The 24,428-nt window shown below is 58.3% G+C and carries 25 protein-coding genes; 17 read left to right on the top strand and 8 right to left on the bottom strand.

Translation table 11 applies throughout. The features are described from left to right. Positions 1-42: 42 nt before the first annotated feature. Positions 43-948 carry a cation diffusion facilitator family transporter gene (locus NW843_RS01065; RefSeq protein ID WP_414521854.1) on the bottom strand — a complete coding sequence of 302 codons (906 nt, stop codon included), beginning with the start codon at positions 946-948 and terminating at the stop codon, positions 43-45. 135 nt (positions 949-1,083) lie between these two features. On the opposite strand from NW843_RS01065, the gene NW843_RS01070 reads away from it, so the two are divergent. Together NW843_RS01070 and NW843_RS01075 are read left to right on the top strand one after the other, a co-directional pair. After that, a complete protein-coding gene (locus NW843_RS01070) occupies positions 1,084-2,490 on the top strand; it encodes a UDP-glucose dehydrogenase family protein (protein WP_414521855.1) in 1,407 nt (468 codons plus the stop codon). Positions 2,491-2,514: 24 nt separating this feature from the next. Then, positions 2,515-3,462 (top strand): UDP-glucuronic acid decarboxylase family protein, encoded by a 948-nt coding sequence (locus NW843_RS01075; protein ID WP_414521856.1) that lies wholly within the window; start codon positions 2,515-2,517, stop codon positions 3,460-3,462. Positions 3,463-3,510: 48 nt separating this feature from the next. Here NW843_RS01075 and NW843_RS01080 read toward each other — a convergent pair whose 3' ends face one another. Beyond that, complete coding sequence (locus tag NW843_RS01080) at positions 3,511-3,891, bottom strand: ArsR/SmtB family transcription factor (protein WP_414373502.1); 381 nt, start codon at positions 3,889-3,891, stop codon at positions 3,511-3,513. Positions 3,892-4,018: 127 nt separating this feature from the next. Between NW843_RS01080 and NW843_RS01085 the strand changes: the two genes are divergently transcribed. The 4 genes from NW843_RS01085 to NW843_RS01100 all read left to right on the top strand — a co-directional run bounded on the left by NW843_RS01085 (position 4,019) and on the right by NW843_RS01100 (position 7,806). Next, the gene (locus NW843_RS01085; protein WP_414521857.1) at positions 4,019-4,735 is read left to right on the top strand and encodes an MBL fold metallo-hydrolase; all 717 of its coding nucleotides are present in this window, start codon (positions 4,019-4,021) and stop codon (positions 4,733-4,735) included. Between the two features lie 139 nt (positions 4,736-4,874). Further along, on the top strand, positions 4,875-5,357 hold the full coding sequence (locus NW843_RS01090; protein WP_414521858.1) for a DUF29 domain-containing protein: 483 nt from the start codon (positions 4,875-4,877) through the stop codon (positions 5,355-5,357). A gap of 56 nt (positions 5,358-5,413) precedes the next feature. Continuing rightward, complete coding sequence (locus NW843_RS01095; protein ID WP_414521859.1) at positions 5,414-5,995, top strand: rhodanese-like domain-containing protein; 582 nt, start codon at positions 5,414-5,416, stop codon at positions 5,993-5,995. After that, positions 5,992-7,806: a SulP family inorganic anion transporter gene (locus NW843_RS01100; protein ID WP_414521860.1), complete on the top strand. Its 1,815-nt coding sequence runs from the start codon at positions 5,992-5,994 to the stop codon at positions 7,804-7,806. Before NW843_RS01095 ends, NW843_RS01100 begins: the two co-directional genes overlap by 4 nt. On the opposite strand, the gene NW843_RS01105 is transcribed toward NW843_RS01100, so the two are convergent. Next, a complete protein-coding gene (locus NW843_RS01105) occupies positions 7,784-9,043 on the bottom strand; it encodes a hypothetical protein (protein ID WP_414521861.1) in 1,260 nt (419 codons plus the stop codon). The genes NW843_RS01100 and NW843_RS01105 overlap by 23 nt on opposite strands. A 227-nt stretch (positions 9,044-9,270) precedes the next feature. Between NW843_RS01105 and trxA the strand changes: the two genes are divergently transcribed. Together trxA and lipB are read left to right on the top strand one after the other, a co-directional pair. Beyond that, positions 9,271-9,591 carry a thioredoxin gene (gene trxA / locus NW843_RS01110; protein WP_414373515.1) on the top strand — a complete coding sequence of 107 codons (321 nt, stop codon included), beginning with the start codon at positions 9,271-9,273 and terminating at the stop codon, positions 9,589-9,591. Between the two features lie 34 nt (positions 9,592-9,625). After that, positions 9,626-10,360: a lipoyl(octanoyl) transferase LipB gene (lipB, locus tag NW843_RS01115; RefSeq protein ID WP_414521862.1), complete on the top strand. Its 735-nt coding sequence runs from the start codon at positions 9,626-9,628 to the stop codon at positions 10,358-10,360. On the opposite strand, the gene NW843_RS01120 is transcribed toward lipB, so the two are convergent. Together NW843_RS01120 and NW843_RS01125 are read right to left on the bottom strand one after the other, a co-directional pair. Beyond that, on the bottom strand, positions 10,357-10,806 hold the full coding sequence (locus NW843_RS01120; protein WP_414521863.1) for a tetratricopeptide repeat protein: 450 nt from the start codon (positions 10,804-10,806) through the stop codon (positions 10,357-10,359). The two genes, lipB and NW843_RS01120, sit on opposite strands and share 4 nt — an antisense overlap. A 291-nt stretch (positions 10,807-11,097) precedes the next feature. Further along, positions 11,098-11,679 (bottom strand): Uma2 family endonuclease, encoded by a 582-nt coding sequence (locus NW843_RS01125; protein WP_011430559.1) that lies wholly within the window; start codon positions 11,677-11,679, stop codon positions 11,098-11,100. A gap of 133 nt (positions 11,680-11,812) precedes the next feature. Between NW843_RS01125 and purB the strand changes: the two genes are divergently transcribed. From purB to NW843_RS01160, 7 genes are all read left to right on the top strand, one after another. After that, positions 11,813-13,108: an adenylosuccinate lyase gene (gene purB / locus NW843_RS01130; RefSeq protein WP_414521864.1), complete on the top strand. Its 1,296-nt coding sequence runs from the start codon at positions 11,813-11,815 to the stop codon at positions 13,106-13,108. A 9-nt stretch (positions 13,109-13,117) separates the two neighbouring features. Further along, positions 13,118-14,098: an aspartate carbamoyltransferase catalytic subunit gene (locus NW843_RS01135; protein WP_414521865.1), complete on the top strand. Its 981-nt coding sequence runs from the start codon at positions 13,118-13,120 to the stop codon at positions 14,096-14,098. Between the two features lie 521 nt (positions 14,099-14,619). Further along, positions 14,620-15,681: a phosphate ABC transporter substrate-binding protein PstS gene (gene pstS, locus NW843_RS01140; RefSeq protein WP_414521866.1), complete on the top strand. Its 1,062-nt coding sequence runs from the start codon at positions 14,620-14,622 to the stop codon at positions 15,679-15,681. A 148-nt stretch (positions 15,682-15,829) separates the two neighbouring features. Next, complete coding sequence (pstC, locus tag NW843_RS01145) at positions 15,830-16,813, top strand: phosphate ABC transporter permease subunit PstC (RefSeq protein WP_414521867.1); 984 nt, start codon at positions 15,830-15,832, stop codon at positions 16,811-16,813. Between the two features lie 38 nt (positions 16,814-16,851). Continuing rightward, positions 16,852-17,745 (top strand): phosphate ABC transporter permease PstA, encoded by an 894-nt coding sequence (gene pstA / locus NW843_RS01150; RefSeq protein ID WP_414521868.1) that lies wholly within the window; start codon positions 16,852-16,854, stop codon positions 17,743-17,745. 70 nt (positions 17,746-17,815) lie between these two features. Further along, complete coding sequence (gene pstB, locus NW843_RS01155; protein WP_099883872.1) at positions 17,816-18,613, top strand: phosphate ABC transporter ATP-binding protein PstB; 798 nt, start codon at positions 17,816-17,818, stop codon at positions 18,611-18,613. Between the two features lie 112 nt (positions 18,614-18,725). Beyond that, positions 18,726-20,093: an FAD-binding oxidoreductase gene (locus NW843_RS01160; protein ID WP_414521869.1), complete on the top strand. Its 1,368-nt coding sequence runs from the start codon at positions 18,726-18,728 to the stop codon at positions 20,091-20,093. Positions 20,094-20,228: 135 nt separating this feature from the next. Here NW843_RS01160 and NW843_RS01165 read toward each other — a convergent pair whose 3' ends face one another. The 3 genes from NW843_RS01165 to NW843_RS01175 all read right to left on the bottom strand — a co-directional run bounded on the left by NW843_RS01165 (position 20,229) and on the right by NW843_RS01175 (position 23,289). Beyond that, entirely contained in the window at positions 20,229-20,663 is a 435-nt protein-coding gene (locus NW843_RS01165; protein ID WP_414521870.1) for a DUF29 domain-containing protein, read from the bottom strand. 354 nt (positions 20,664-21,017) lie between these two features. Continuing rightward, positions 21,018-22,073, bottom strand: coding sequence for a permease (locus NW843_RS01170; RefSeq protein ID WP_414521873.1), 1,056 nt, complete (start codon positions 22,071-22,073; stop codon positions 21,018-21,020). A gap of 79 nt (positions 22,074-22,152) precedes the next feature. After that, the gene (locus NW843_RS01175) at positions 22,153-23,289 is read right to left on the bottom strand and encodes a citrate synthase (RefSeq protein ID WP_414330694.1); all 1,137 of its coding nucleotides are present in this window, start codon (positions 23,287-23,289) and stop codon (positions 22,153-22,155) included. 321 nt (positions 23,290-23,610) lie between these two features. On the opposite strand from NW843_RS01175, the gene NW843_RS01180 reads away from it, so the two are divergent. Both NW843_RS01180 and NW843_RS01185 read left to right on the top strand, forming a co-directional pair. After that, a complete protein-coding gene (locus NW843_RS01180) occupies positions 23,611-24,102 on the top strand; it encodes a hypothetical protein (protein WP_414521871.1) in 492 nt (163 codons plus the stop codon). Next, on the top strand, positions 24,056-24,370 hold the full coding sequence (locus NW843_RS01185; protein ID WP_414521872.1) for a hypothetical protein: 315 nt from the start codon (positions 24,056-24,058) through the stop codon (positions 24,368-24,370). The genes NW843_RS01180 and NW843_RS01185 overlap by 47 nt, the downstream gene beginning before the upstream one ends. The last annotated feature ends 58 nt before the right edge of the window (positions 24,371-24,428 follow it).

The following is a 24,428-nucleotide window of genomic DNA, read 5'->3' on the forward strand; positions in this document are numbered from 1 at the left end:
TCAGTATAGTTGAGCTTATTATTGACTAGAGTCATGCTCCTGCTAGGGTTGCTCGATATGGGAGCGGGGCTCCAGGTGGATGAGGATCCGCGCTGGCCCGTAGCGCTCCTGCAAGAGGCGTTCAACTTCCTCAGTGAGGCGGTGGGCGGACTCGATATCCTGCGGCTCCACCACCAGGTGCATCTCGATAAAGACCATTTCCCCTGGGATCCCGCGGGAAGTGATGTCATGGCAGTCGAGCACGCCTGGCACGCTCAGGATCAGATCCCGCAGGGCCTCGGCAGGGATCGCCACCCGGTCGGTGAGGTAGGGAAGATTCTCCTGCAGCACTTCCCAGCCGCTTCGGAGCACCAGCAGCGCCACCGGCAAAGCCAGGGCTTGATCCAACCAAGGGATCCCCCAATAATGCATGCCGGCCAACCCCAGCAACACCGTCAGCGTTACCCCAACGTCGCTGAGGGTATGGCGCGCATCGGCCAACAGCAGCGAGCTGGACAGAGCTTTGCCCCAGCGGTGCTCGTAGAGGGTGATAAAGACATTAATGCCCAGCACGCCCACCATCATCCCCAAGGTCAGCTCATCGATCTGCAGGTGGGGCTGGGGCTCCCAAAACCGCTCCACGGCTGTGCGCAGGATCTCCAGGCTGGCCATCCCCAAAAAGGCGGCGATCCCCAGCGCTCCAATGGCTTCAAACTTGCGATGGCCGTAGGGATGGTCGTCATCGGGCTCTGGCGAAGAAAAGCGCATGGCCACCAAGCCCAAAATGTTGCTGGCGCTGTCGGTGGAGCTGTGTAGGGCATCGGCAATGAGGCTCAGGGATCCCGTCGTCAGCCCCAGGATTAACTTGATCAGAAACACCAGGACATTTAGCCCTAGCGTGACGTACAGCACCCTCTGCACTTGGCGCTGACGGCGGCTGGCTATGGCAGCAGAATCCAGAAAGCTCACTGCAGCTCGGGCGGGGATCCACAGATATCCTGCTTTATTCTGTCACCGACCTCAATAGGGGTAAGGGAGGGTACCCTAAAAGCAAGCTGCTAAGGCTTAGTCAAGTGGCCGCCGATTGGGGAGCGAACTCTGAGTATGCACGTTGCTGTGGTAGGCGCTGGCTATGTGGGCCTGGTAACAGGGGCTTGCCTGGCTCACCTAGGAAATAGCGTTATCTGTGTGGACAACAACCCCGCCAAGATTGAAGGGCTGCAGCGGGGTCGCCTGCCCATCTACGAGCCCGGCCTGGAAGAGCTGGTGCGGGAGGGAACTGCGGCGGGTCGGCTGCACTTTAGCACCGATCTGGGCTCTGGGATCCAGGCCAGCGAGGTGGTGTTTATTGCCGTGGGCACCCCGGCCCTGCCCAGCGGGGATCCCGATCTGCGCTACGTGGAAGCAGTGGCGCGGGAAATTGGCCAGCATCTGGACGAGCACTATCGAGTCATTGTCAACAAATCCACTGTGCCCATTGGCTCTGGGGACTGGGTGCGCATGCTCATTTTGGACGGGGCCGCCGAAGCCGCCAAGCAGCGGCTGAGCAGCCGAGAAGTGGGGAGAGATCCAGAGGCCAGATCCCTGACCTTGGAGCTCTCGCCTTGGACGCCGCAGTTTGACGTGGTGAGCAACCCCGAGTTCCTACGGGAGGGCAGTGCCATCCAAGATACCTTCTACCCGGATCGCATTGTGATTGGCTCCAACAGCCCCCGCGCCATTGAAATCATGCGGCAGCTGTATGAACCCATCCTCAACCGCCAGCAGGGCCTGCAAGGGGATCCCGTGCCTTTGCTGGTCACCGACCTGGCTTCTGCCGAAATGATCAAGTATGCCGCCAACGCCTTCCTGGCCACCAAGATTAGCTTCATCAACGAAATGGCCAACATCTGCGAGCGCACCGGCGCCGACATCACCCAGGTGGCAGAAGGGATCGGCCTAGATAGGCGCATTGGCCGCGCCTTTCTCAACGCTGGCATAGGGTGGGGCGGAAGCTGCTTCCCCAAAGATCTGGCGGCTCTTATCCAAACCGCTGCTGACTACGGCTATGAGGCCAAGCTGTTGCAGGCCACGGTGGAGGTTAACCGAGAACAGCGGCAACGTTTGGTGGAAAAGCTGCAGCAAGCCCTCAAGGTGCTCAAGGGAAAAACCATTGGCCTACTGGGTCTGACGTTTAAACCCCACACCGACGACCTGCGGGATGCCCCTTCCCTGACCTTAATCGAGCAGCTCCACCGCCTTGGGGCAAAGGTGAAGGCGTATGATCCCGTTGTGTCCGCTTCAGGGATGCGGGAGGGGTTGGCCCATGTGGTGGTGGAAACGGATGTGTTTCGCCTGGCCCAAGATTGCGATGCCCTGGTGTTGGTGACGGAGTGGCCGGAGTTCTTGTCACTGGATTACCGACGGATTGCAGAGCTGATGCGGCGGCCCTTGCTCATCGATGGCCGTAACTGTCTGGATCGGGAGGCGGTGCGGCAGGCGGGCATAACCCTCATTGGAGTGGGCTGGTAGGTGCTGGGGAAATCAGGGGAAATCATGAAGATCCTGGTTGCGGGTGGCCTGGGATTTATCGGATCCCACTTGGTAACCCGCCTTCTGCAAGAAGGCCACTGGGTCATTTGCCTGGACAATGGCTCCACAGGCCGGCAGCTCAATGTCCAGGCCCATCTGGACAACCCCGCCTTTCAGTTCATTTGGCACGACGTTGCCGAGCCCTTGCCGCCCGCTTTGGCAGAGGCTGGGATCCAGCAGATCTACCACCTGGCCTGCCCCGCTTCTCCCCCCCACTACCAAGCGGATCCCATCCGCACCATCCGCACCAGCCTCTGGGGCACCTACCACCTGCTGCAACTGGCCCAGAAAACGGGAGCGAGGTTCCTGCTGGCCTCGACTTCAGAAGTGTACGGGGATCCCCAAGTGCATCCCCAACCGGAAGACTACTGGGGCCACGTCAACCCCATCGGCCCGCGGGCCTGCTACGACGAATCCAAGCGCTTGGCGGAAACCCTCACCTTCGACTGGCAGCGGCAATACCAGACGGAGATCCGGGTGGCCCGCATCTTCAACACCTACGGCCCCGCCATGCGGGAGGACGATGGCCGCGTGGTGAGCAACTTTATCGTCCAGGCCCTGCGCGGGGATCCCCTGACGGTCTATGGGGATGGATCCCAGACCCGCAGCTTTTGCTACATCTCCGACTTGGTAGAGGGCTTGATCCGGCTGATGAACAGCCCCTACCCCGGACCCTTTAACTTGGGCAACCCAGAGGAGTTCACGATCCTGGAGCTGGCCCAGCAGGTGCTCGCCCTCACCGGCAGCCCTTCTCCCATCGTTTACCGGCCTCTGCCAACAGATGATCCCAAGCAGCGGCGGCCCGACATTCGCAAAGCCCGTGCCCTCTTGGGGTGGGAACCTCGGATCCCTTTGCAGGTTGGGCTGCAACAGACCATCCCTTACTTTCGTCAGCGGCTGGGGCTGGAATAACCTTCGGGTGCTCGCGAAATCCCAACCTACTTGAGAACCCTTTCCGCCTCAGCTCGATTGACCTGGGTGAATGGCTGCCAGCGGCTCCAGTTGGCGGGCTTGCTGTTGTAGCCGACTCACCAACTGCCGACATACCACTTCACACAGCTCAAAGCACATGGGATCCGCAATTTGGTAATAAACACTCACCCCCTTGGGCTGACGGCTGACGATCCCTGCCTGCGCCAAGATTTTCAGGTGCTTGGAAACATTGGCCTGGCCCATGCCGGTGGCTTCCAGAATCTGGGTTACATTCTTCGGCCCAGAGCGCAGCTCACACAGGATCTGCAGCCGGCTGGGTTCCGCCAAAACCTTGAAGTACTCCGCCACGCTGTTGAGAACCTGCGGCGTCAGGATCGTGCGACACTCATTCACATCCGCTCTGCTCACCGGCTTTCTCCCATCAACAAACCTGCTTGCGCCGTTCGTCGACTTGATTTTAACACTAGATAGTTATATAGTATTCCTAGAAAGTCCAAGTTCATGTCGGACTTTCGATACCAGACAGGAGGGCACTATGCTATTTCGCCAACTGTTCGACGCAGAAACAAGCACCTACACCTATTTAATCGCGGATCCGACAACTCGCGAGGCCGCCCTGGTGGATCCAGTGCTGGAGCAGGTGGAGCGGGATTTGAAGCTGATTCGGGAATTGGGTCTAACCTTGAAGTACTGCCTGGAAACCCACGTTCACGCCGATCACATTACGGGAACCGGGAAGCTGCGGGAACTGACCGGTTGCCAAGGGGTGGTGCCGGTACAGGCTAAGGCTCAGTGTGCGGATCGCTTTATCGGCCATGGGGAAACGCTCATGGTGGGATCCGTCGTCATTGAAGCCATCGCTACCCTGGGCCACACCGACAGCCACATGACCTACCGCGTCAATGGGGATCGCGTCCTTACCGGAGATGCCCTGCTGATCCGCGGCTGTGGGCGCACGGATTTCCAAAGCGGGGATCCCGGCCTGATGTACGACCATGTTACCCAGCACTTGTTTACGCTGCCCGATGAGACGCTGGTCTATCCTGGCCACGACTATCGCGGGCACACCGTCTCCACCATTGGTGAGGAGAAGCGCTGGAACCCGCGCTTTGTGGATCCGGAAACGGGCAACCTGCGTTCCCGTGAGAGCTTCATTGCCCTGATGAACAGCCTCAACCTGCCCCAGCCGAAGAAGATCCAGGAAGCGGTGCCGGCCAACGAGCAGTGCGGCCAAGTGGCAGCAGCGGTTTAATTCCTTCTGGGTAGCGAGGTGCAGGGTAAGCCCCCGCCGGCTGGGGAGCCCATGTGAAACTCCGATGGTGAGGGCCCGCTGCTCTGGGTAACCTTCTCTCAATTGGCTTGCCAGAAATGGAGAGTTTGAGCGTGGATAAATGGAGAGTTTGAGCGTGGATCGAGAAAGTCTCTATGAGAGCGATTTCTACGCTTGGATCCAGCAACAAGCTCAATTTCTGCGGGATCGGGCCTGGGAGAAGCTGGATCTGCCCAATTTAGTCGAGGAGATTGAATCGTTGGGCAGGCAACAGCGGCAGGAACTGCGAAACCGACTTGCAGTTTTGGTTGGGCATCTCCTCAAGTGGGAGTACCAGCCAGAGGGGAGATCCGCAAGCTGGCTCCTCACCCTCCAGCTGCAGCGGCAGGAAGTTCTGGAGCTTCTTGAAGAAAGCCCAAGTCTCGAGCCCTATTTGCCAGAGGCCATCTCCAAGTCTTACTTGGGGGCGCTGAAGCTGGCCCTGGAGGAGACCAAGCTGCCCAGAAAGATTTTCCCCAAAACCTGCCCTTATTCCTCAGAGCAAATCCTGGATAGCCGGTTTTACCCCGGTGAGCCCAGTCATTGGCTTGAGGAGGGGGATTAATCCCAAAAATCGCTGCATTTTGCATTTTAGACAACGCTAGAAGCAAGGAGACAACCATGACCGTAACCCAACAAAACCCTATCCCTTCCGCTTCGCAAGAACGGGATCCCCGTCTCAAGGAGATCGATGCCCTGACCTTAAAACAGTGGCTGGATCAGGGGCGAGTCCAGCTCATTGATGTGCGGGAGCCGGGAGAATATGCCGATGAGCGGATCCCGGGGGCCATCAACATGCCCCTATCTACCTTTGACCCGGCCAAAGTGCCTGCTTCCACGCCAGAGAAGCCGGTGGTGTTGCACTGCCGCATGGGCAGCCGCTCCATCCGCGCCGGTTGTCAGTTGCTAGACCGCGGCTGGCCGGAGGTGATTAGCCTTAAGGGAGGGATCGAGGCTTGGAAAGCGGCCAAGCTGCCCGTTACCCGCACCCAAAATGCGCCCATCTCCATCATGCGGCAGGTGCAGATTGCGGCGGGATCCCTGGTGCTCACCGGAACCCTTCTGGGGGCGTTTGTCAACTCCTGGTGGCTGCTGCTGAGTGGCTTCGTGGGCGCTGGGCTGGTGTTTGCCGGGATCACCAACACCTGTGGCATGGCTCTGCTCTTGGCTCGCATGCCCTGGAACCGAGGTCAGGGGCTATGAGTGGGATCCCTTCTACTTCCTCTGGGGGGCAAGGGATCCTGGCGCGGTACCTGCCCTTTGCTAAGGAGTCCCTTTGGGTCTTCCACTATCAACGATCAGATTTGCCGGGAGATCTGATCGCCGGCCTTGTGGTGGCCATTCTGTTGGTGCCCCAGAGCATGGCCTATGCCCTGTTGGCCGGGTTGCCCCCCCAAGTGGGCCTGTACGCCAGTATTTTGCCGGTGATCGTCTATGGACTACTGGGATCCAGCCGCGCCTTGGCGGTAGGGCCGGTGGCCATCATCTCCCTCTTGGTGGCGGCAGGGTTAGAGCCGCTGGCCGGTCGCGTCAGCGGGACGGAGTCCTTGCCGGGCAGCCCGGAGTATGGACAGTTGGCTTTGGGGCTGGCCTTGGAGGTGGGTCTGGTCCAGGGGGCTATGGGACTGCTGCGGCTGGGATTTTTGGCTAACTTTCTCAGCCATGCAGTGGTGACTGCCTTTGGCAGCGCGGCGGCCTTGATCATCGGCTTCAGCCAGCTCCGGCACCTCTTGGGGGTCAAGATCGCCAATACGGAGTCCTTCTTGCTGTTGGTGCAGCGGCTGTGGCAGAGCCTGGATAAGGTAAACTGGGTAACCTTTGGCTTGGGGCTGCTGGCCATATCCCTGCTGGTGTACGCCCAGCGAAAGTTGCCCCACCAACTGCGGCGTTGGGGTGTGCCTCCAGGTTGGGCCTTGATTTTGACCAAGGGGGCACCGCTAGCGGCTGTGCTCGTGACCAGCCTGTTGGTCTGGGGCCTAAACCTCTCGGAGAGGGCAGGGGTATCCGTTGTTGGCTCCATTCCTTCCGGGCTGCCCCCTTTGAGCTTCCCCCAGTTGAGCTGGGAGCAGTGGACAGCGCTTCTGCCCACAGCCTTGGCCATCAGCTTGGTGGGCTTCACGGAGAGCTATGCCGTGGGGCAGTCCTTGGCCAGCCAGCGGCGGCAGAAGGTGGATCCCAACCAAGATCTGGTGGCTTTGGGGGCAGCCAACTTGGCAGCAGCCTGCAGTGGCGGCTATCCGGTAACGGGCGGCATTAGCCGGTCGGTGGTGAACTTTCAAGCGGGAGCCAACAGCGGCCTGGCTTCCCTGATCACCGGCCTGTTGGTGGCTTTGACGGTCATCTGGCTGATGCCCCTGTTCACCTTCTTGCCCCAGACCACCCTGGCGGCCATCGTTCTGGTAGCAGTGCTGGCACTGGTGGATTTTCACCCCCTGCTGCAAAGCTGGCGCTACGACTGCGGCGATGCCCTGGTTTGGTTGGTAACCTTTGCCAGTGTGCTGGGGATCGGAGTGGAGCAGGGGATCGGAATAGGGGTGTTAGTCTCCATCCTGCTCTTTCTTTGGCGGGCTAGCCGTCCTCACATTGCCATCGTGGGTCAGGTGCCCGGTACGGAGCACTACCGCAACGTGCAGCGCCATGAGGTGATTACCGATCCCCGTATCTTGGCAGTGCGGGTGGACGAGAGCCTGTTTTTTGCCAACGCGGCCTATTTGCAGGAGTATCTACTGCGGGAGGTGGCGGCGCGACCCACAGTGGAGCAGGTGCTGCTCGTTGCCAGCGCCATCAACTTCATCGACGGCAGCGCTTTGGAAGTGCTGACCCAGTTGGTGGAACGTTTGCAGCAGGCAGGGGTGGGCTTTGCCATGGCCGAGGTGAAGGGGCCGGTAATGGATCGCCTCCAAAAGGCTGGGTTTGTGGAGAAAGTGGGCGCTGAGCGCTTCTTCCTCTCCACTCACCAGGCGATGCAAGCCCTCGGATCCCAGCAGAGCCTCAGTCAGGTGTCATCTTCCTGATCAGCACAAGGGGGGTTTGTTCAGCGGCATTGCCGGCGGGGTTCTTGCCCAGGGCTTGCTCCACCAGCTCCCGCTCTACGCCGGGGCTGGCTGCCAGGATCTTGACCTGCCCCAGATCGTTGGCATCCACGATGGCCACTTCGTAGCCCGTCTGCCGATGCAGATCCCCCACCAACTTGGCCGGATCCCGCGGCCCCAGCACGATGAACTGGTCATAGGGAGGCAGGGTGCCAGTAACGTCGTCGATGAGATCGGCCTGCTCCCCCGCCAGGGCATAAAACACCCCAGAGATCCCCAGCAGCTTGGCCAGGGATCCCACCACAAAAGCCCACACCACCCGCCAGGCCCCGGAGCAGTCGATCAAAGTCTGCATTCCGTAGCAGCTTGAAAGACTGGTCTTGGAGGGGAAGAAGTAGCACAGGGTGCGGGCCAGCCAGCCGGGCTGCACCTGCAGGGGATGGCGGAAGTTGCCCTGGACAATAGCCACGGCGCTTTCCGAGATGGCCACCATATCGCCGGGCTGGATGTGAGGGCCTACATACCGCCGTAGCACCTCGGCCAAGTCATCGCTGGGGGTCAGCAGATGGGTGGGAACGGCGGCCCAAAGGAGGGATCCCTGCTGCTGCCAGTTCAGCTCTGGCAAGGGCTCCACCTCCTGCAACGGCAGGATGAGATGGCTGGTCTTGAGGGTGCGCCGCTGCCGCCCGTACTGGATGTAGTCCAGCTGGAGCCAGGCCGAGCGCAGATCCGCTAGCCCTTTCCCCTTCAGCTCGATCTCGACTTCTAGGCCAGTCTGGCTCTGGGGGGTGAGGATATAAGCCTGCCAGTAGTTGTCTTGCCGGGGGGGAAGATCCGGATGGCGAGAGCGCAGGCGTAGGCGGGTGTCAATGCCTTCTGGGGAGCCAGCGCTGAGCAAATGCAGTCGCGGCTGCACCTGGGCCAAGGTGACCTCAAAGAGGGGGTTGAGGTTGCGGGCCACGAACTCCGCCTGGATAACCCAGTGCTCCAAGGTGTTGCGGCCTATGCCCCAGCCCTTGGGTTCCACCACCAGCTGGTCAGCGGGGCGGGTTTTCAGCCAGTACAGCAACGTTCCCAAGCTGAGCAGCAGCCCGGCCACCACCTGGCTCCAAGCCGAGGGATCCCACAGCCAACGCCAAGCCCCCCATAGGCTGAGTCCTACCCCAGCCAGCACTGTGGCCAACACGCCACGATTCACCATGCTGCTACTTGTTGCCATTGGGATCCCACTCCTCCAAGTCCTTAAACCCTGCTAAAGTCTGCCCCTTTGTCCACCACAACACCCTAGACTACAGGCACGCTCTAGCTCTTCTCCTGAACCCTAGCCATCCTACCGGGAAACCGAAGCAGGCTGCGGCGAGATCTCCACACCAATTTTTAATCTCAAACAGTTAGCTTACAAATAGATTTCATCTCAGGCTTTTCAGAACACTCTGGGAGTTTCCTATGGCGCACAAACAGCAATTCAAAAGCTTTGACGACATGATTCAGGGATCCAAAACCCCGATCCTGGTGGATTTTTATGCTTCCTGGTGCGGCCCTTGTCAGGTTATGGCGCAAGTGTTGGAGCAGGTAAAACCTCAGGTGGGGGATGCGGTTACTTTTGTGAAGGTTGACACCGAAAAGTACCCAACCATCGCTGCTCGCTGGGGCATTCAAGCGGTGCCAACGCTGATCCTCTTCAAAGATGGGAAGCCGATTGACCGCATTGAGGGGCTGTTGCAGCCGCGGGCACTGTTGGAGCGGTTGCGGGCGCAGGTTAACTAAACCTGTAAGCTAGGTGAACTTTTCTGGATCCCCCGTGCAACTGCCGCTTCTGCAGGTTCACCTGCCGGGTGAAGTGCCCTACCGCACTGCCTGGGCTTGGCAGCAGGCAAGACTGGCCCATATGATCCGGGATCCCCAGTTGCCGGACGGATTACTGCTGCTCACCCATCCTGCGGTTTACACCTTGGGGGCAGGAGCCGATCCCAAGTTTCTCAAGAGCCTTTCTCAGCCGATAGGATCCCCGGCTATCCACCCGGAATCTCCTTCTGAACAAGAGCCGGAAATCCTGCGGGTGGAGCGCGGCGGCGAAGTGACCTACCATGGGCCGGGGCAGTGGGTGGGCTATGCGATGCTGAACCTAAAGCGCCACCGCCCAGATCTCCACGAGTACCTACGCCAGCTAGAAGAGGTGGTTATCCAGACCTTGGCCCACTTCGGCCTACAGGGGGAGCGGATCCCTGGCTTGACAGGAGTTTGGGTGCAGGGCCGCAAAGTGGCGGCCATCGGCATCAAGGTTTCCCGCTGGGTGACCTACCACGGCTTTGCCCTCAACGTCTGCCCGGATCTAGCTGCCTTCGAGGCCATCGTGCCCTGTGGGATCCCTGATCGCCCGGTGGGATCCCTGGTTCAGTTTTGTCCCCGAGTAACGATGGCGGCAGTGGCCCCGGTGGTGGTGAAGTCCTTTTGTCAGGTCTTTGGGCTGCAAGCTCAGGAAGTTTCCTTATCAGAGTGGTTGGGAGAACGCAAGTCTCTAAAGACTCAAGGCTAATCCACCCCCAACTGGCGCAGCAGTTGCTGCAGGCTGGCCTGGTCGGCAAAGTTGCCGCTCTTGGAGAAGAGAGCCAACGCCTGGCGAAAGTCGGCCATGGCGGCTTCTCGATCCCCCAGTTGCAGGTGGGCCACGCCGCGGCTGAAGTAGGCTTCTGGAATTCGCGGATCCAACTGAATGGCCCGCTCCGCATCGGCCAGAGCTTCTTCCGGCTGGCGCAACTGGTTGTAGACGTAGCTGCGGTTCACATAGGCCGGCGCATAGCTGGGATCCAACTGCACCGCCCGATCCAGATCCGCCAGGGCAGCTACGGGATCCCCCCGCAGCAACTTGAGGGATCCCTGCCAGTTGAACTCGGAAGCGGTGTTTGGGGCCGAGGTCTTCTCAGGAGGAGGTGGGAAGGCAGGCAAAGAGATGGCAGGGGCAGGAGCGAGGAATGCTGCCAAGAAACCTATCAGAGCTATCCTTCCCCATCGACACTTGATTGTGCTCCGCACCGCTAATGACGTCCTCTTCGGATCCCGAACTAGTTCAATATAAACCGTCGGCGAGAGGGGCAACCCCCTGCACTTAACTTGCAAGGGGTGCGGGGAGCTACAAGTTCCGCGCTCTGGCGGGAAAGTCAGGGTCGAGATACCGACTCCTCTGCCAAGTCGTTCTGTGACGCGGGGCAGGAATGCCCAATGGCAAGGTTGGGAGGCCCAAGCTCTATTGGCTAGAGTGAGGGCGGGGGGATGTTACAAGGAAAGCTTCTGGAATAGATGAGCCACCGGCAGGGCAAATCCTGGAATAACCTCTTCACCTTCTAGAAGATCAACCGATTTCAGGAGGCGGTCAGGCTCTTGAGAGCTGCGATACACCAGGACGTAGTGCTCGCTGGGGTGAACCAGCCAAACCAGGCGGCTGCCATTTTCAAAGTACTCCACCAGCTTGTCATGAATTTCTTCAACCGTATTGCGGGGGGAAAGCACTTCAACAGCCAGATCTGGAGCGCCTTCCAAAAATCCTGTGGGCAGTTCAGCCATGCCCTGCAAGCGTTCTTTAGCAAAAAAAGAGATGTCAGGGGAGCGCCAATTTCCACTCTTCATCTTAAAAGCAGTGCTGGAATCTAAAACGATCCCCAGCTTGTTGGACAAAACGTAGGGGGTCAAAGCTGCCAATAGGAGGCTGCAGACATAACCATGGAGTGCCCCCGCGCTTCCCATATCAATTGGCTTCCCATCAACAATCTCGTAGCGATGTCCCTCCCTGGACAACGCCATGAATTCTTCGGCTGTCCAAGCTCTTTTTCCCTGAGTTGGCACAGCTCCGACGGTCATCTGCAAACTCCTTGCTGCTCCTTCGACACCGCAAGCCAAGCCCGCAGGGATCCCCCAGCGGCTTTTCCTCGAGGGGGGACGCCAAAGGCTAAAATAGCCTAGCTCATCCTACTGTACCGACGGAAAAGGCACCTTGATCGAGCGCTACACTCTGCCCGAAATGGGCCAGATTTGGTCCACTGCCCACAAGCTCCAGACCTGGCTGCAGGTGGAGCTGGCTGTCTGTGAAGCGCAAGCGGAGCTGGGGCGGATCCCGCAAGAAGCCCTGCAGGAGATCAGAGCCAAAGCCGCCTTTGACCCGGCGCGGGTTTTGGAAATTGAGGCGGAAGTGAAGCACGATGTTATTGCCTTCTTAACCAACCTCAACGAGCACGTGGGCGAGGCAGGGCGCTACATCCACCTGGGCCTGACCAGCTCGGATGTGTTGGATACGGCCCTGGCCCTGCAGCTTGTGGCCTCGGTGGAGATCTTGCAAGCCCGCCTGGCCGACCTCATCGCTGCTATCCGCGACCAAGCTCGGCAGCACCGCTACACCCTCATGATCGGCCGCACCCACGGTGTTCACGCCGAGCCGATTACCTTTGGCTTTAAGCTGGCAGGGTGGCTGGCCGAGTGCCTGCGCCACCAAGAGCGCCTAGCTCGCCTGCGGGAAGTGGTGGCGGTGGGCAAGATCTCTGGCGCCGTGGGCACCTACGCCAACGTGCCTCCCCAGGTGGAGCAGTTGGCCTGCGCTCGCCTGGGCCTGAAGCCCGATACAGCCTCGACACAGGTAATCTCGCGGGATCGCCACGCTGAATACGTGCAAACCTTGGCTCTGATTGGCTCTTCCCTAGAGCGCTTTGCTACTGAAATCCGCCACCTGCAGCGAACAGAGGTACTGGAGGCTGAGGAGTACTTTGCCCCCGGCCAAAAGGGATCCTCTGCTATGCCCCACAAGCGCAACCCCATCAAGGCGGAACAACTGACGGGGCTGGCCCGTCTCCTGCGCGGGTATGCCGTCTCGGCCCTAGAAAACATTCCCCTTTGGCATGAGCGGGACATCTCCCACAGCTCCGTAGAGCGGGTCATCCTGCCGGATGCCTCCATCCTCTGCCACTACCTGCTGGTGAACATGGCCGACCTGGTGCGCCACCTGCAGGTTCACGCTCGCAACATGGAGCGCAATCTCAACCTCTACGGCGGCGTCATCTTCAGCCAGCAGGTGCTGCTGGCTTTAGTGGAGAAGGGCCTTAGCCGCAAGGAAGCTTACCGCCTGGTGCAGGAAAATGCTCACCGCGCCTGGAACCAGCCGAAGGGGGACTTTCGCGCCAATCTGCTGGCGGATCCCCGGGTGATGGCTCACCTCAGCGAGGCGGAACTGCAGGCTTGTTTTGATCCGCGGCGCCACCTAACCCATTTGGACGAGATCTTTGCCCGCCTGGGCATTTGAGGATCCCCTATGGCTTGGCAGCGGCAGCACGTCTTGGGCTTGGCGGATTTTACTCCCGAAGAATACCAGATGGTTTTGCAGACCAGCGCCAGTTTCCAGGAGGTGTTGACGCGGCGGTTGCCCAAGGTGCCCACCTTGCAGGGGAAGGTGGTGGTGACGCTGTTCTTCGAGCCTTCCACCCGCACCCGTACCAGTTTTGAGCTGGCGGCCAAGCGCCTTTCGGCCGATGTGCTCAACTTTTCCCCAGGCACCTCTTCCTTGAGCAAAGGGGAGACGCTCTTGGATACGGCCCGCACCTTTCTGGCCATGGGATCCGATCTCTTAATCGTTCGCCATGCCCAGGCAGGAGTGCCCCAACAATTAGCTGCCGAGATCGACCGCCGCGGATCCCCTGTGGGCGTTCTCAATGCCGGGGATGGACTGCACGAACATCCCACCCAAGGTTTGCTGGATTTGTTTACCCTCTGCAGCCATCTGGATCCCCGGCGTCCCCGTCTGGAGTTGCTGCAAGGGATCAAAATCGCCATTGTCGGCGATATTCTCCACTCGCGAGTGGCCCGCTCCGATATCTACGCCCTGGTGGCCGCCGGAGCTGAGGTTCACTTAGCCGGCCCTCCCACCCTATTGCCCAAGGATTTTGCCCAGTTTGTGCCCGGCCACACGCTCCCTGTCCATTGGCAGCTGGAGCCTGCCCTCGAAGGGGCGCGTTTTGTCATCACCTTGCGCCTGCAACAGGAGCGCATGGGCGAGTTCCTTCTCCCCAGCCTGCAGGAATACCACCACCTTTTCGGCCTCACGCGGCAGCGGCTGCGCCTGTGCCACCCAGAGGTGAGGGTTTTACACCCCGGCCCGGTCAATCGCGGTGTGGAACTCAGCTCCGAGGTAATGGAGGATCCCAGCTTGAACCTGATTGAGCAGCAGGTCACCCACGGCGTGGCGGTGCGCATGGCCCTGCTGTACCTCATGGGGGGCGGGCGGATCCCAGCTTAGAGCCCAGATCTTTCTCTGCTCGGGGAACATGTAGAGCTGCCCCACGTCTAGAAGGTTGGAGTCTATCTTCTAACCAATTCTCTCTGCCAAAAGCCGAAAGAATCTCTGGGCGGGGCTTTTCCCCACCTGCTGAAATCATGTCCAAGCTTGCCAAGACAGGAGCAATCTATTTGTCTTAAATTTTACACATCTCGGATCTGACTCGAGTTTTTTTTCGTAGCCGTCCCAGCTCAGCTCTTATTCAAGTTATGTTTGTTGGATTGGTTGTCAAATGAGTTGTCAAACGAGATAGAAGTTCAGCAGCTAGACCTTTTCGCGGATCCTGGGCTCCAGGATCCTGATTTTGCTGAAATCCAAACTGGCCAAAACCACCAGATGGAAAATCGAGGTTTGGAAACGAGCCAGCACACTCAAAAATATCGATTTTTCTCTTGACTTAACCCAAAGTTAACCTTTAGATATCCCTCCGTTAACTTTGAGGTTATAGGGTTGAAGATGTTGATTTGCCACAGATATTACCTATGCGAACCCTGCTTTCTGCTTTCTCCCTCACCGCTCTAACAGTAGGATTTCTAACAGCGACCTCGGCTCAAGCCCAAACCGTGCAAATCTCCGGGGCGGGCGCGACCTTTGCGGCTCCTTTGCTGCAACGTTGGTTTGACGCCTACAACCGCACCGTAGACCCCACTGTGCAAGTCAGCTATCAGTCTGTCGGTAGTGGTGCTGGCCTAGAGCAGGTGATCAATGGCACTGTGGACTTCGGCGCTTCCGAGGCGCCTTTCTCCGGTGCTCGCCTGGAAAACTTCCGAGCTAAATACCGCTATGAGCCCCTACAGTTGCCTCTGGCGGGAGGGTCCATCGAGTTTGCCTATAACCTGCCCGGCATTGAAGACGGAGAGCTCATCCTGAAGCGGAAAACCTACTGCGGCATCGTGACCGGCGAGATCACTCGCTGGGACGACATTCGCATCAAGGCCGAGAACCCACGTATAGCAAACAAGCTGCCACCCCTGGACATCACCTGGGTACACCGCTCTGATGGTTCTGGGACTACCTTTGTGTTCACCAACCACATCAGAACTGTTTGCCCTAATTGGACAGCCGGTGCTGGTACTTCTGTCGAGTGGCCTGTTGGCATTGGAGCCCAAGGGAATGAGGGCGTAGCCGCCACCATCAAGCAGGAGCCAGGGGCAATTGGCTACGTGAACCAGTCCTATGCCAAGCTGGAAAAGATGGCCACTGCTCGCTTGGAAAACAAAGCGGGCAACATTGTTGAGTTCTCGACTGAGGCAGCTACCTCGGCGCTGGATGCTCCCATTCCTGATAACTTTGCGCTGTTGGTGCCCGACCCTGAAGGGCCAAATGACTACCCAATCGTGGGCTTGTTCTGGGTGATGCTGTACCGCGAGTATCCCGATCAGCAGAAGCTGACCAAGCTGGTGGAGGCTCTGAAGTGGACCCAGGGGCCAGAGGGTCAAGCCATCACCAAGGAGCTGGACTACATCCCTATGCCTGAGGCGGCTATCCAGCGGATCTTTGCAGAGCTGGATGCCATCACCGTTAACCCCAATGCGGTGCGATGACTGGGTTGCAGCCTGAACTCCACTAGAGTGGAGCTGGTGGCCGGCTGAGGAGGCAGATGAGGCTTTCTCGGTCGGCTGCTGGGCTTACCTTGCACGGTGGGATTTTTAGGAAAGATTTTGAACCGAAGATGATCATGGGAGAGAGGCTATGACTTCAGCGGCTACGGGTTATGGTTCACCACCAAACCCGGATATCGATGTTGACATTGAGAAAAAGGCGAGCCTGTCTCGGGCTGTTGATGTGGGCTTTGTCCGCCTGACGCTGGCCTTGGCAGGGTTTGCCGGCATTATCCTCATCTGGGTGATTCTTCAAACCACCGAAGCGGCTCTGCCGGCGATTCAGCAGTTTGGCTTGGGCTTCCTGGTTACTGCCCGCTGGAACCCGGTGGAAAACATCTACGGAGTGCTACCACAGATTTATGGCAGTTTGGTAACCTCTCTGGTGGCTTTGATTTTTGCCATCCCTCTGGGCATTGGCACTGCCATCTTCCTGACGGAAGGTTTTGCCCCCAAGTGGGTAACGGAGCCGATTGGCTTTGCCATTGAGCTGATCGTGGCCATTCCCAGTGTGGTGCTGGGGCTGTGGGGGATCTTTGTGCTGATTCCAGCAGTGCGGCCCATCTTTCGAGCCATTAACCAGACGCTGGGTTGGATCCCTTTCTTGGGTGGCCCGGCTCCGCGGGGGCCCAGCTTGTTGATAGTGGCTATGGTGCTGGGGATCATGATCTCTCCCATCATCATCTCCATTACCCGCAGTACCTTTGAATCTCTGCCACGCAGCCTAAAAGAGGGGGCTTTGGCTCTGGGGGCAACCCGCTGGGAGACCATCTTAACGGTGATGATCCCTGCCGGCCTGTCGGGCATTGTCAGCTCGATCATGCTGGCGCTGGGGCGGGCCCTGGGAGAGACCATGGTGGCGGCCATGCTTTCCGGCAACGCCAACCGCATCAATATCTCCCTAATGCAGCCGGGATCCACCATTACTGGCTTGATTGCCTCTCAGTTTGGCGAGGCAGGACGCTTGCAGGTTTCGGCTCTCATGTATGCCGGCGTGGTGCTGATGGTGCTGACGTTATTGGTCAACATGGTTGCCGAGATCATCATCCGCAAGTTTCAAAACTTGGAGCAGTAACTTGGGAAGCAGAAAGAAGATAAAGGAGCACTGTTATCATGTCCGACTCAGCACAGCTTGCCCCTGAGAAGGTTGACATCGACATTACTCGTGCCGCCATTGCCCCTGTCCGCAATTACACAGGCATTGTCCTAACCCTGCTGAGTGGCCTCTTTGTGGCGGTGATCATAGCTTCCCTATCTTGGGTGCTGTGGGATGTGGGCAAGGAAGGCATCCAGCGGATAAATTGGGATGTCCTCACCCAGACCCGCTACCCTGCCCCTGGCCTGGCGGAAGGGGGCTTTGGTCACGCAATTGTCGGCAATTTAATGGTGCTGGCTACGGGGGCGGCTTTGAGCTTTCCCTTCGGCATCTTGGCGGCAGTGTACTTGTCTGAATTCGGTCGCGGCACCCGCTTGGCTTATCTGGTTAAGTTTTCCTGCAATGTGCTCACGGGGGTACCGGCCATTCTCTGCGGCCTGTTTGCCTATGCTGTGGTGGTGAGGGGATCCGGCTTTTCGGCTTTCTCGGGAGGGGTGGCTTTTGGCGTGCTGATGCTGCCGATTGTCATCCGCTCCACCGAGGAGGCGTTGCTGCTGGTTTCGCCCGACATGCGCTTGGCTTCCCTTGGCCTGGGCTCAAATCGCTTTCAGACCACAATGCGCGTTGTTTTGCCGGCAGCGGCACCGGCCATCGTAACCGGGCTAATCCTGGCTTTGGCCCGAGCGGCAGGCGAGGCTGCACCTCTGCTCTTTACCGCCTTCAACAACAATTTCTGGTCTACTAATCTATTTGGCCCGGTGGCTACCTTGCCGGTGATGGTCTACTTTTTCTCCATCATTCCCTACAGGGTGCAGCAGGAGCTGGCTTGGGCGGGCGCTTTGGTTTTGTTAGCCATTGTTTTGGCGGCCAGCTTGATCGCTCGCTTTTTGGTGTACAAGACCAGGAAATAGCCTGAGGATTCTCAACAAAGTCTTGAATCGAACTCTTCGTCGAACTCTAGCTCTTTTTGTGAGTGCTGCCATGCAAACTCAATCTCTTAACCAGACCTCTTACGTTTTCAGGACCGAGAACCTGAATGTCTACTATGGCTCCAATCTGGCGGTAAAAAATGTTACTCTGGACATCCCAGCCCGACAGATTACTGCGTTTATCGGCCCTTCCGGCTGTGGCAAAAGCACGATTCTGCGCTGTTTTAACCGCACCAACGATTTGATCCCCGGTGCTCGTGTAGAGGGCAAGCTCACCTACCACGGCAAGGATCTCTACGCCAAAGAGGTCGATCCGGTGGCGGTGCGGCGGCGTATCGGCATGGTCTTCCAAAAACCCAATCCCTTCCCCAAAAGCATTTACGACAACGTGGCCTACGGCCCGCGGGTGCTGGGGATGAAGGTGGACTTGGACGAGGTGGTGGAAACCTCGCTGAAACGGGCTGCCCTCTGGGATGAAGTCAAAGACAAGTTGAAAGAAAATGGTCAGTCGCTGTCGGGAGGGCAGCAGCAGCGCTTGTGTATTGCCCGCGCTCTGGCGGTACAGCCGGATGTGATTTTGATGGATGAGCCCTGTTCGGCACTGGATCCCATTTCCACCCGCCGCATTGAGGAGCTGATGAAGGAGCTGGAGGAGGAATATACCATCATCATCGTCACCCACAACATGCAGCAGGCCAGCCGCGTCTCGGATATGACGGCTTTCTTCAGTGTGGAGCTGGTGGGATCCAACCGTGTGGGCGAGCTGATTGAATTTGACAGAACTGAAGTCATCTTCAACAGCCCCACCAAGCAAGCCACAAGAGATTATGTGGAGGGCCGCTTCGGCTAATCGACCTGGCCGGACAGGGATCCTTCCCATACTGTTCTCGGCAAACCCTTTTGCAGGCAATTTCTGCCGATGATGGAGTCTGAAGAACCGTTGCACCCAAATACGGATACCCATGATCGTTGCCGCTCCTGACAAGCTGCAGGCTTTGCGTTCTGACTTAGAGGGTATTGAGATCATCACTGATCCGGCTCAGGTGGCCAAGTTGTCGTTGGATTTTTACCACTACAGCCCCGTGCTGAGCCGACAACTGAGCGACAAGCGGGGAGATTTGGTGGTGCGCCCCGCCGATGAGGCCGAGGTGATGCGGGTGGCAGCGGCCTGTGCCAGGCTGCGGATCCCGGTTACGGTGCGCGGTGCCGGTACCGGTAATTACGGCCAATGTATCCCGCTGGCCGGGGGTGTGATCCTGGACATGGGCAAGCTCAACCAGGTGCTTTGGGCAAAGCCGGGCTTGGCGCGGGTGCAGGCGGGGGCCAAGTTGATGGCCATCGACAAACACACCCGGGAGATGGGCTGGGAGATCCGCATGGCTCCTTCCACCTATCGCACGGCCACCATCGGGGGGTTCATTGCCGGCGGCAGCGGCGGCATTGGCTCTGTGACCTACGGCCAACTGCGGGATCGCGGCAACATCTTGGGTTTGCGGGTGGTCACCCTGGAGGAAGAGCCGCGGGTGCTGGAGCTGCGGGGAGACGAGGTGTTCCAAGTGAGCCATGCCTGGGGCCTCAATGGGATCATCACCGAGGTGGAGATTCCGCTGGCGCCTGCTTACCCTTGGGCAGAGCTGGTGGTGGCTTTTCCCCCCGCAGGAGGGTTTATGCCCTGTGCCCATTTTGGCCAGGCCCTGGGCGATGCGGATGGGATCATCAAGAAGATGATCAGCCTGCACGCTTGGCCGATCCCCAGCTACTTTGCACCGCTGCGGGGTCATTTTCCAGAGGGATCCGCTGTGGCCCTGTTGATGGTGGCCGAATGCAGCCTGGAGCCGCTGTTGGAGCTTGTCCGGGAACATGGGGGCCAAGTGGTTTACAACAAAACGGCCCAGGAGGCCAGCAAGGGGATCTCGCTGGGGGAATTTTCTTGGAACCACACCACTTTGCACTGCCGCAGCGTGGATCCCAGCCTGACTTATTTACAATCGGCTTTTCCCGCCGATCGGGAGCTGAAGCTGGTGCAGCACATGTACGAGTATTTTGGCGACGAAGTGCTGATGCACCTGGAGTGGATTCGCATCAACGGGCAAGCTACCCCCGTCGGCCTGCAAATTGTCCGCTTTACCACCGAAGAGCGCCTGAACGAGATCATGCGCTACCACGAAGAGCAGGGAGTATTTATTGCCAACCCCCACACTTTCATCATCGAAGACGGTGGGCGCAAAGTGATGGATCCGCGCCAGATTCGTTTTAAAGAAGAAGTGGATCCCTATGGGTTGCTTAATCCGGGCAAGATGCGCACCTGGCAGAAGCAAGCCTCTGCTTGAGGAAGCGCGGCAATTGGCCTCAGTCTATCTATGTTGTCGGTATTTAATGCATAATGGACTGCCTGTGTGAGGCAAGACCAGGCCAGAACTGTGGGGTCGGTGCTGTGGGAAATGCTGTCCACTGTCGAATGCTTGTCAAACTTCCGGCAGCCAATCTTCTGCCAGCACCAACTCTGGAGAGTAGGGACAGACATCTGGAAATGTCGAGATTTCTATCCCCGTTTGCCTGGCTGCCTGGCGGCGCGCCCGTTGATAACTCTCTTCAAGTTGCTCTACCAGATAACCTTTTAGGCTAGGGCTATCTTCTATGGCCAATCCGATTTGGGTTCGCGCATCTGTAATGGAATCTAGCCAGCTATCTGAACGGCGCTGAGGTTGATATTGCCACTTGAGTAGATGCAGCAGAAGGCGAGTTAATTGACTGGCAATCCCTCGTCGTTCGCTCTTGCCCAAATTCTCAACCTCTTCAATTAGGTGTGCTAGGTCAATTTCATGCCAGCGCCTTTCCCGCAATAGCCGGGTTGTTTGGTCAATCCACAAGTTAAAGTCTGCCGAGTATAGATTGCTCACAGCTTTGTCCTGCTGCCAATAGAGTCGCGATAATCATCAAATCCAGACTATGTCTTTCTTGAGTTTACTACAATAATGCCTGTAACACCTGAGTTCTCAACCGTCTGGGAGCAGAGTCCTCTGGTGACAAACCTTATCCAGGCAACTCTTTCTATAGTCATTTCGATTTAAAGCAGGACACTGCACCCACACTTAAAGTGCACCGAGCCGGAAGGCTTTTCAAGGACTCCGTCCCGCTGGCGCGATCAGGAGCCCAGGCGTCTTACCCTAAACTGAAGCAACTATATTTGACGAATATTTGACGGAGAGTGGATGGAGAGGGTGTCCCTGTGGAGAAAGGTTCAAACAAACGCTTTAACTGCCATAGTAGTTGATGGCTAAAGCTCCCACCAGAGTAAGCTGAAAGACCAAGATCACGAAGTAGAAAATGGCGCGGGGCTTGAACAGAGTGAGCATCAAGCCTATGGCTTTCAAGTCTACTATCGGCCCAAACACCATAAAAGCCAACAGGGATCCCGGCGTGAAGGTGGCGGCAAAGGAGAGGGCGAAAAAGGCATCCACCGTCGAGCAGATGGAGATGATCCCGGCCAGGGCCATCATGATCAGGATTGAGAGCAATGCATCTTGGCCATAATCCAGCACAAACGAACGCGGGATCACCGTTTGAATCAGGGCCGCCATCGCCGAGCCCAAGATGAGCACGGATCCCAATTCGCGGATCTCCCTGGCCCAGGTCTGCAGCAGGAGAACTCCTTTTTGTCCCCTGGAGGGAGAAGGCGCAGCGGCCAGAGCAGAGCGATACACATCTTCAGCCGTTTGTAAAGTGGCCAGGGATCCGCCAGAGGCCCCTTGAGCAGGGCTCTGGGATCCAATCCAGAAGGTGCCCCCCTGCAACAACGGCGAGCGGGAGATGTTCTTCGGATCAGCTTCTTGGGAGCAATTGCGCTGCAGCTCCCGCCAGACTGACGGCTGCAACAGAGGCTGGAAATCCTTTTGCAGGCTGAAGATCAAGCCGACGACAACCGCAATGCCGAAGGAAAAGAGAACTCGGTAGATCACCAGCTCCGGCATGGAGCGAAAGGCAATCCAAGTGGAAAAGATCACCACCGGGTTAAACACCGGCGCCGCCAACAGAAAGGCCACCGCCACGTGGGGTGGGATCCCTTTGATCACCAGTTGACGGGCCACCGGCAGGTTGCCGCACTCGCACACCGGGAAAAAGAATCCTAAAGCGCCACCGGCCACCGCGCTGCCGATTTTGCCTCTGGGCAGGAAACGGGCCAACTGGGATCCCTCGACAAACACCGCCAGCAGCCCCGATAGAAACACCCCCAGCAGCAGAAATGGCATGGCCTGCACCACAAGGCTCAGAAACAGGGTGAATCCGTCTCGCCAAAGGGGAGAGTCCAAGAGGCTCAACACACCACCTCACGCACGACTTGGGCCTTACTGAGTTTGGATCTCGGCCCAGCGCCCTGTCAAACGGCTCTCAACCTCGCTCTTCTATGGGGATATAGCGTTGCTGGCGTTCACCTGTGTACACCTGGGTGGGTCGGAAAAGCCGATTATCGGACAACTGCTCCCGCCAATGGGCCAGCCAACCCGCCGCTCGGGCAATGGCAAACACCGGTGTAAACAAATCTTCTGGGATCCCCAGCTTGGCGTAGACCAACCCTGAGTAGAAGTCCACATTCGGGTAGATCCCCTTCGGCCCCAGCAACTCCTCGCACACCCGCTCCACCTCCAGGGCGATGTCGTAGTACTTGTCGTGGCCGTAGCGCTCAAATAGCTCTTCGGCCAGCCGCTGCAGGATAGTGGCCCGCGGATCCTTCACCTTGTAGACTCGGTGCCCCATGCCCATGATGCGCTGTTTTTTGGCCAGTTTCTCCTCGATAAACGAGCGCACATTTTCCACCGAGCCAATTTGCCGCAGCAGCATCATCACCTGTTGGTTGGCCCCCCCGTGCAACAGCCCCGAAAGGGTACCCACCGCCGTGGCCAGGCTGCTGTAGGGGTTAGCCAGCGTGGAAGCGCTCACCAGAAGGGCAAACGTAGAGGCATTGACCGTGTGCTCGGCGTGCAGGATCAGGCAGATGTCAAAAATGCGGGCCAACCAGGGATCCGGCTTCTTGCCCGAGAGCATGTACAGAAAGTTGGAAGCGTGATCCAGACTATCGTCCGGGGGAATGGGATCGTTGCCCTGTCGCATCTGGTGGAACATCGCCACCATGGTCGGCAGCTTTGAGAGCAACCGGGTGACGGTGCCGAACACATAGTCGGGATCCATCTCCCGCAGCGGGTAAAACAGCCCCAAGCCCGCCACACAGGTTTGCAGAGCATCCATCGGGTGGCCCGACTCCGGAAACGACTTGATCATGTCGCGGATGCGGTATTTCACCCGTCGATGACTGCGGATCGCCTGGTCAAAATTGTCCAGCTCCGACTGGGTCGGCAGCTTGCCAAAGATCAGCAGGTAGGCCGTCTCCAGAAAGGTACTGTGGGCGGTTAATTCCTCGATGGGGATGCCCCGATATTCCAGGATCCCCGCCTGGCCATCCACAAAACTAATGTTGGAGCGTGTGGCCGGAACGCCTTCCAAGCCTGGTCTGTATTCGCCATCCGCCATGGTCGGATCCTTAGAGCAAGTATTTCCTAGATAATGATGAATCAAGGGTTGCCAAAGGTGCCTGGAACCCAACCCCTTGCTCCCCTCGGGCAGTACTGACCCCGCTTCGCTACAGTAAAGCAAATTTTGGATCCCTTTAGCCAAATGCTGCCCCTGTCATCCTTCACAGAGAGCTGGGCTGGGATCCGCCTTCTATCTTGCAACAGCTCCCGCTGCCCGACGCAAAAATTGTTGCTATGGTGAGAACTGCGCCCGGCTTGAGGGATCTTGGCGCTTGCCGGAGCCGTGAAAGTTCGCTCCCCCGCTTGGAGATCGGCATCGATGTCGGATACTGCTCAAACTCACCTTGGCTCCAGCCCAGTGCAAGGACTGGAGTACGTGGTGCTGGGAGTGGCCACTTGCTTCCAGCAGGATCAGGAAGGTCGCCTGGTAGAGGTTTTGGTGGCCGAGCCGGTGCCTGCTGCCGATTTGGACTGCCTGGCCCAAGAACGCCGCAGCACTTCCTATGTTCTCCTCTACGCCACAACCTATGCCGAGATCGTGAACAACGGGATCCCAACTTTGCCCACCGATGTTTTCCCGCCAGGGGTGTTGTTGGGAGAAGACTTCGTGGAACGGGTGCAGGCAGCGGCCCGCACCTATCGCAGCAAGCCCCAGTTTCGCCATATCCCCCTGCACCAAACCTGCACTCCAGAGCGGGGGGTGTTTAAGCTCAATCACAGCGTTGAGCCCCGACGGATCCTCAACGCGGTTGTGGAGGTGAAGGATGCCGACAACATCAAACAGCACCCCCACACCCATCAACGGCTCTGACTCACTGGGCTGTACGGGTCAGTGGGGCTATCGTCGTCGCGCTCGCAGCACCGAGATCCTGCAAAAGTTGACAGAGGCTTACCCCAGCCGGCGGCGGGCTACCCTTCTCTGGCAGCATCTTCATCAGCAGTTTGGGCCGGCGTTGCTGGCTTCTGTGCCGGACGAATGGCTAGGACGGTTGGTGGGGGTGTCGGGAGATCTGATCCAACGTTGCCGCCAAGAAATGAGGATCCCTGCTGGCGCTTTGGGCTGCAGAGAGCAAGATTGAGACGGGGGGAGCCCAAGAGAGCATGACTCTAGTCAATAATAAGCTCAACTATACTGAA

The organism is Synechococcus sp. R5-12, assembly GCF_047502655.1.
Lineage (GTDB): Bacteria > Cyanobacteriota > Cyanobacteriia > Thermostichales > Thermostichaceae > Thermostichus.

Bases quoted from the DNA above. Each gene is read 5' to 3' on its own strand.
- NW843_RS01070 (WP_414521855.1), top strand. From the start codon at position 1,084: ATGCACGTTGCTGTGGTAGGCGCTGGCTATGTGGGCCTGGTAACAGGG.
- NW843_RS01075 (WP_414521856.1), top strand. From the start codon at position 2,515: ATGAAGATCCTGGTTGCGGGTGGCCTGGGATTTATCGGATCCCACTTG.
- NW843_RS01085 (WP_414521857.1), top strand. From the start codon at position 4,019: ATGCTATTTCGCCAACTGTTCGACGCAGAAACAAGCACCTACACCTAT.
- NW843_RS01090 (WP_414521858.1), top strand. From the start codon at position 4,875: ATGGAGAGTTTGAGCGTGGATCGAGAAAGTCTCTATGAGAGCGATTTC.
- NW843_RS01095 (WP_414521859.1), top strand. From the start codon at position 5,414: ATGACCGTAACCCAACAAAACCCTATCCCTTCCGCTTCGCAAGAACGG.
- NW843_RS01100 (WP_414521860.1), top strand. From the start codon at position 5,992: ATGAGTGGGATCCCTTCTACTTCCTCTGGGGGGCAAGGGATCCTGGCG.
- NW843_RS01105 (WP_414521861.1), bottom strand. From the start codon at position 9,043: ATGGCAACAAGTAGCAGCATGGTGAATCGTGGCGTGTTGGCCACAGTG.
- trxA (WP_414373515.1), top strand. From the start codon at position 9,271: ATGGCGCACAAACAGCAATTCAAAAGCTTTGACGACATGATTCAGGGA.
- NW843_RS01125 (WP_011430559.1), bottom strand. From the start codon at position 11,679: ATGACCGTCGGAGCTGTGCCAACTCAGGGAAAAAGAGCTTGGACAGCC.
- NW843_RS01135 (WP_414521865.1), top strand. From the start codon at position 13,118: ATGGCTTGGCAGCGGCAGCACGTCTTGGGCTTGGCGGATTTTACTCCC.
- pstS (WP_414521866.1), top strand. From the start codon at position 14,620: ATGCGAACCCTGCTTTCTGCTTTCTCCCTCACCGCTCTAACAGTAGGA.
- pstC (WP_414521867.1), top strand. From the start codon at position 15,830: ATGACTTCAGCGGCTACGGGTTATGGTTCACCACCAAACCCGGATATC.
- pstA (WP_414521868.1), top strand. From the start codon at position 16,852: ATGTCCGACTCAGCACAGCTTGCCCCTGAGAAGGTTGACATCGACATT.
- pstB (WP_099883872.1), top strand. From the start codon at position 17,816: ATGCAAACTCAATCTCTTAACCAGACCTCTTACGTTTTCAGGACCGAG.
- NW843_RS01160 (WP_414521869.1), top strand. From the start codon at position 18,726: ATGATCGTTGCCGCTCCTGACAAGCTGCAGGCTTTGCGTTCTGACTTA.
- NW843_RS01175 (WP_414330694.1), bottom strand. From the start codon at position 23,289: ATGGCGGATGGCGAATACAGACCAGGCTTGGAAGGCGTTCCGGCCACA.
- NW843_RS01180 (WP_414521871.1), top strand. From the start codon at position 23,611: ATGTCGGATACTGCTCAAACTCACCTTGGCTCCAGCCCAGTGCAAGGA.
- NW843_RS01185 (WP_414521872.1), top strand. From the start codon at position 24,056: ATGCCGACAACATCAAACAGCACCCCCACACCCATCAACGGCTCTGAC.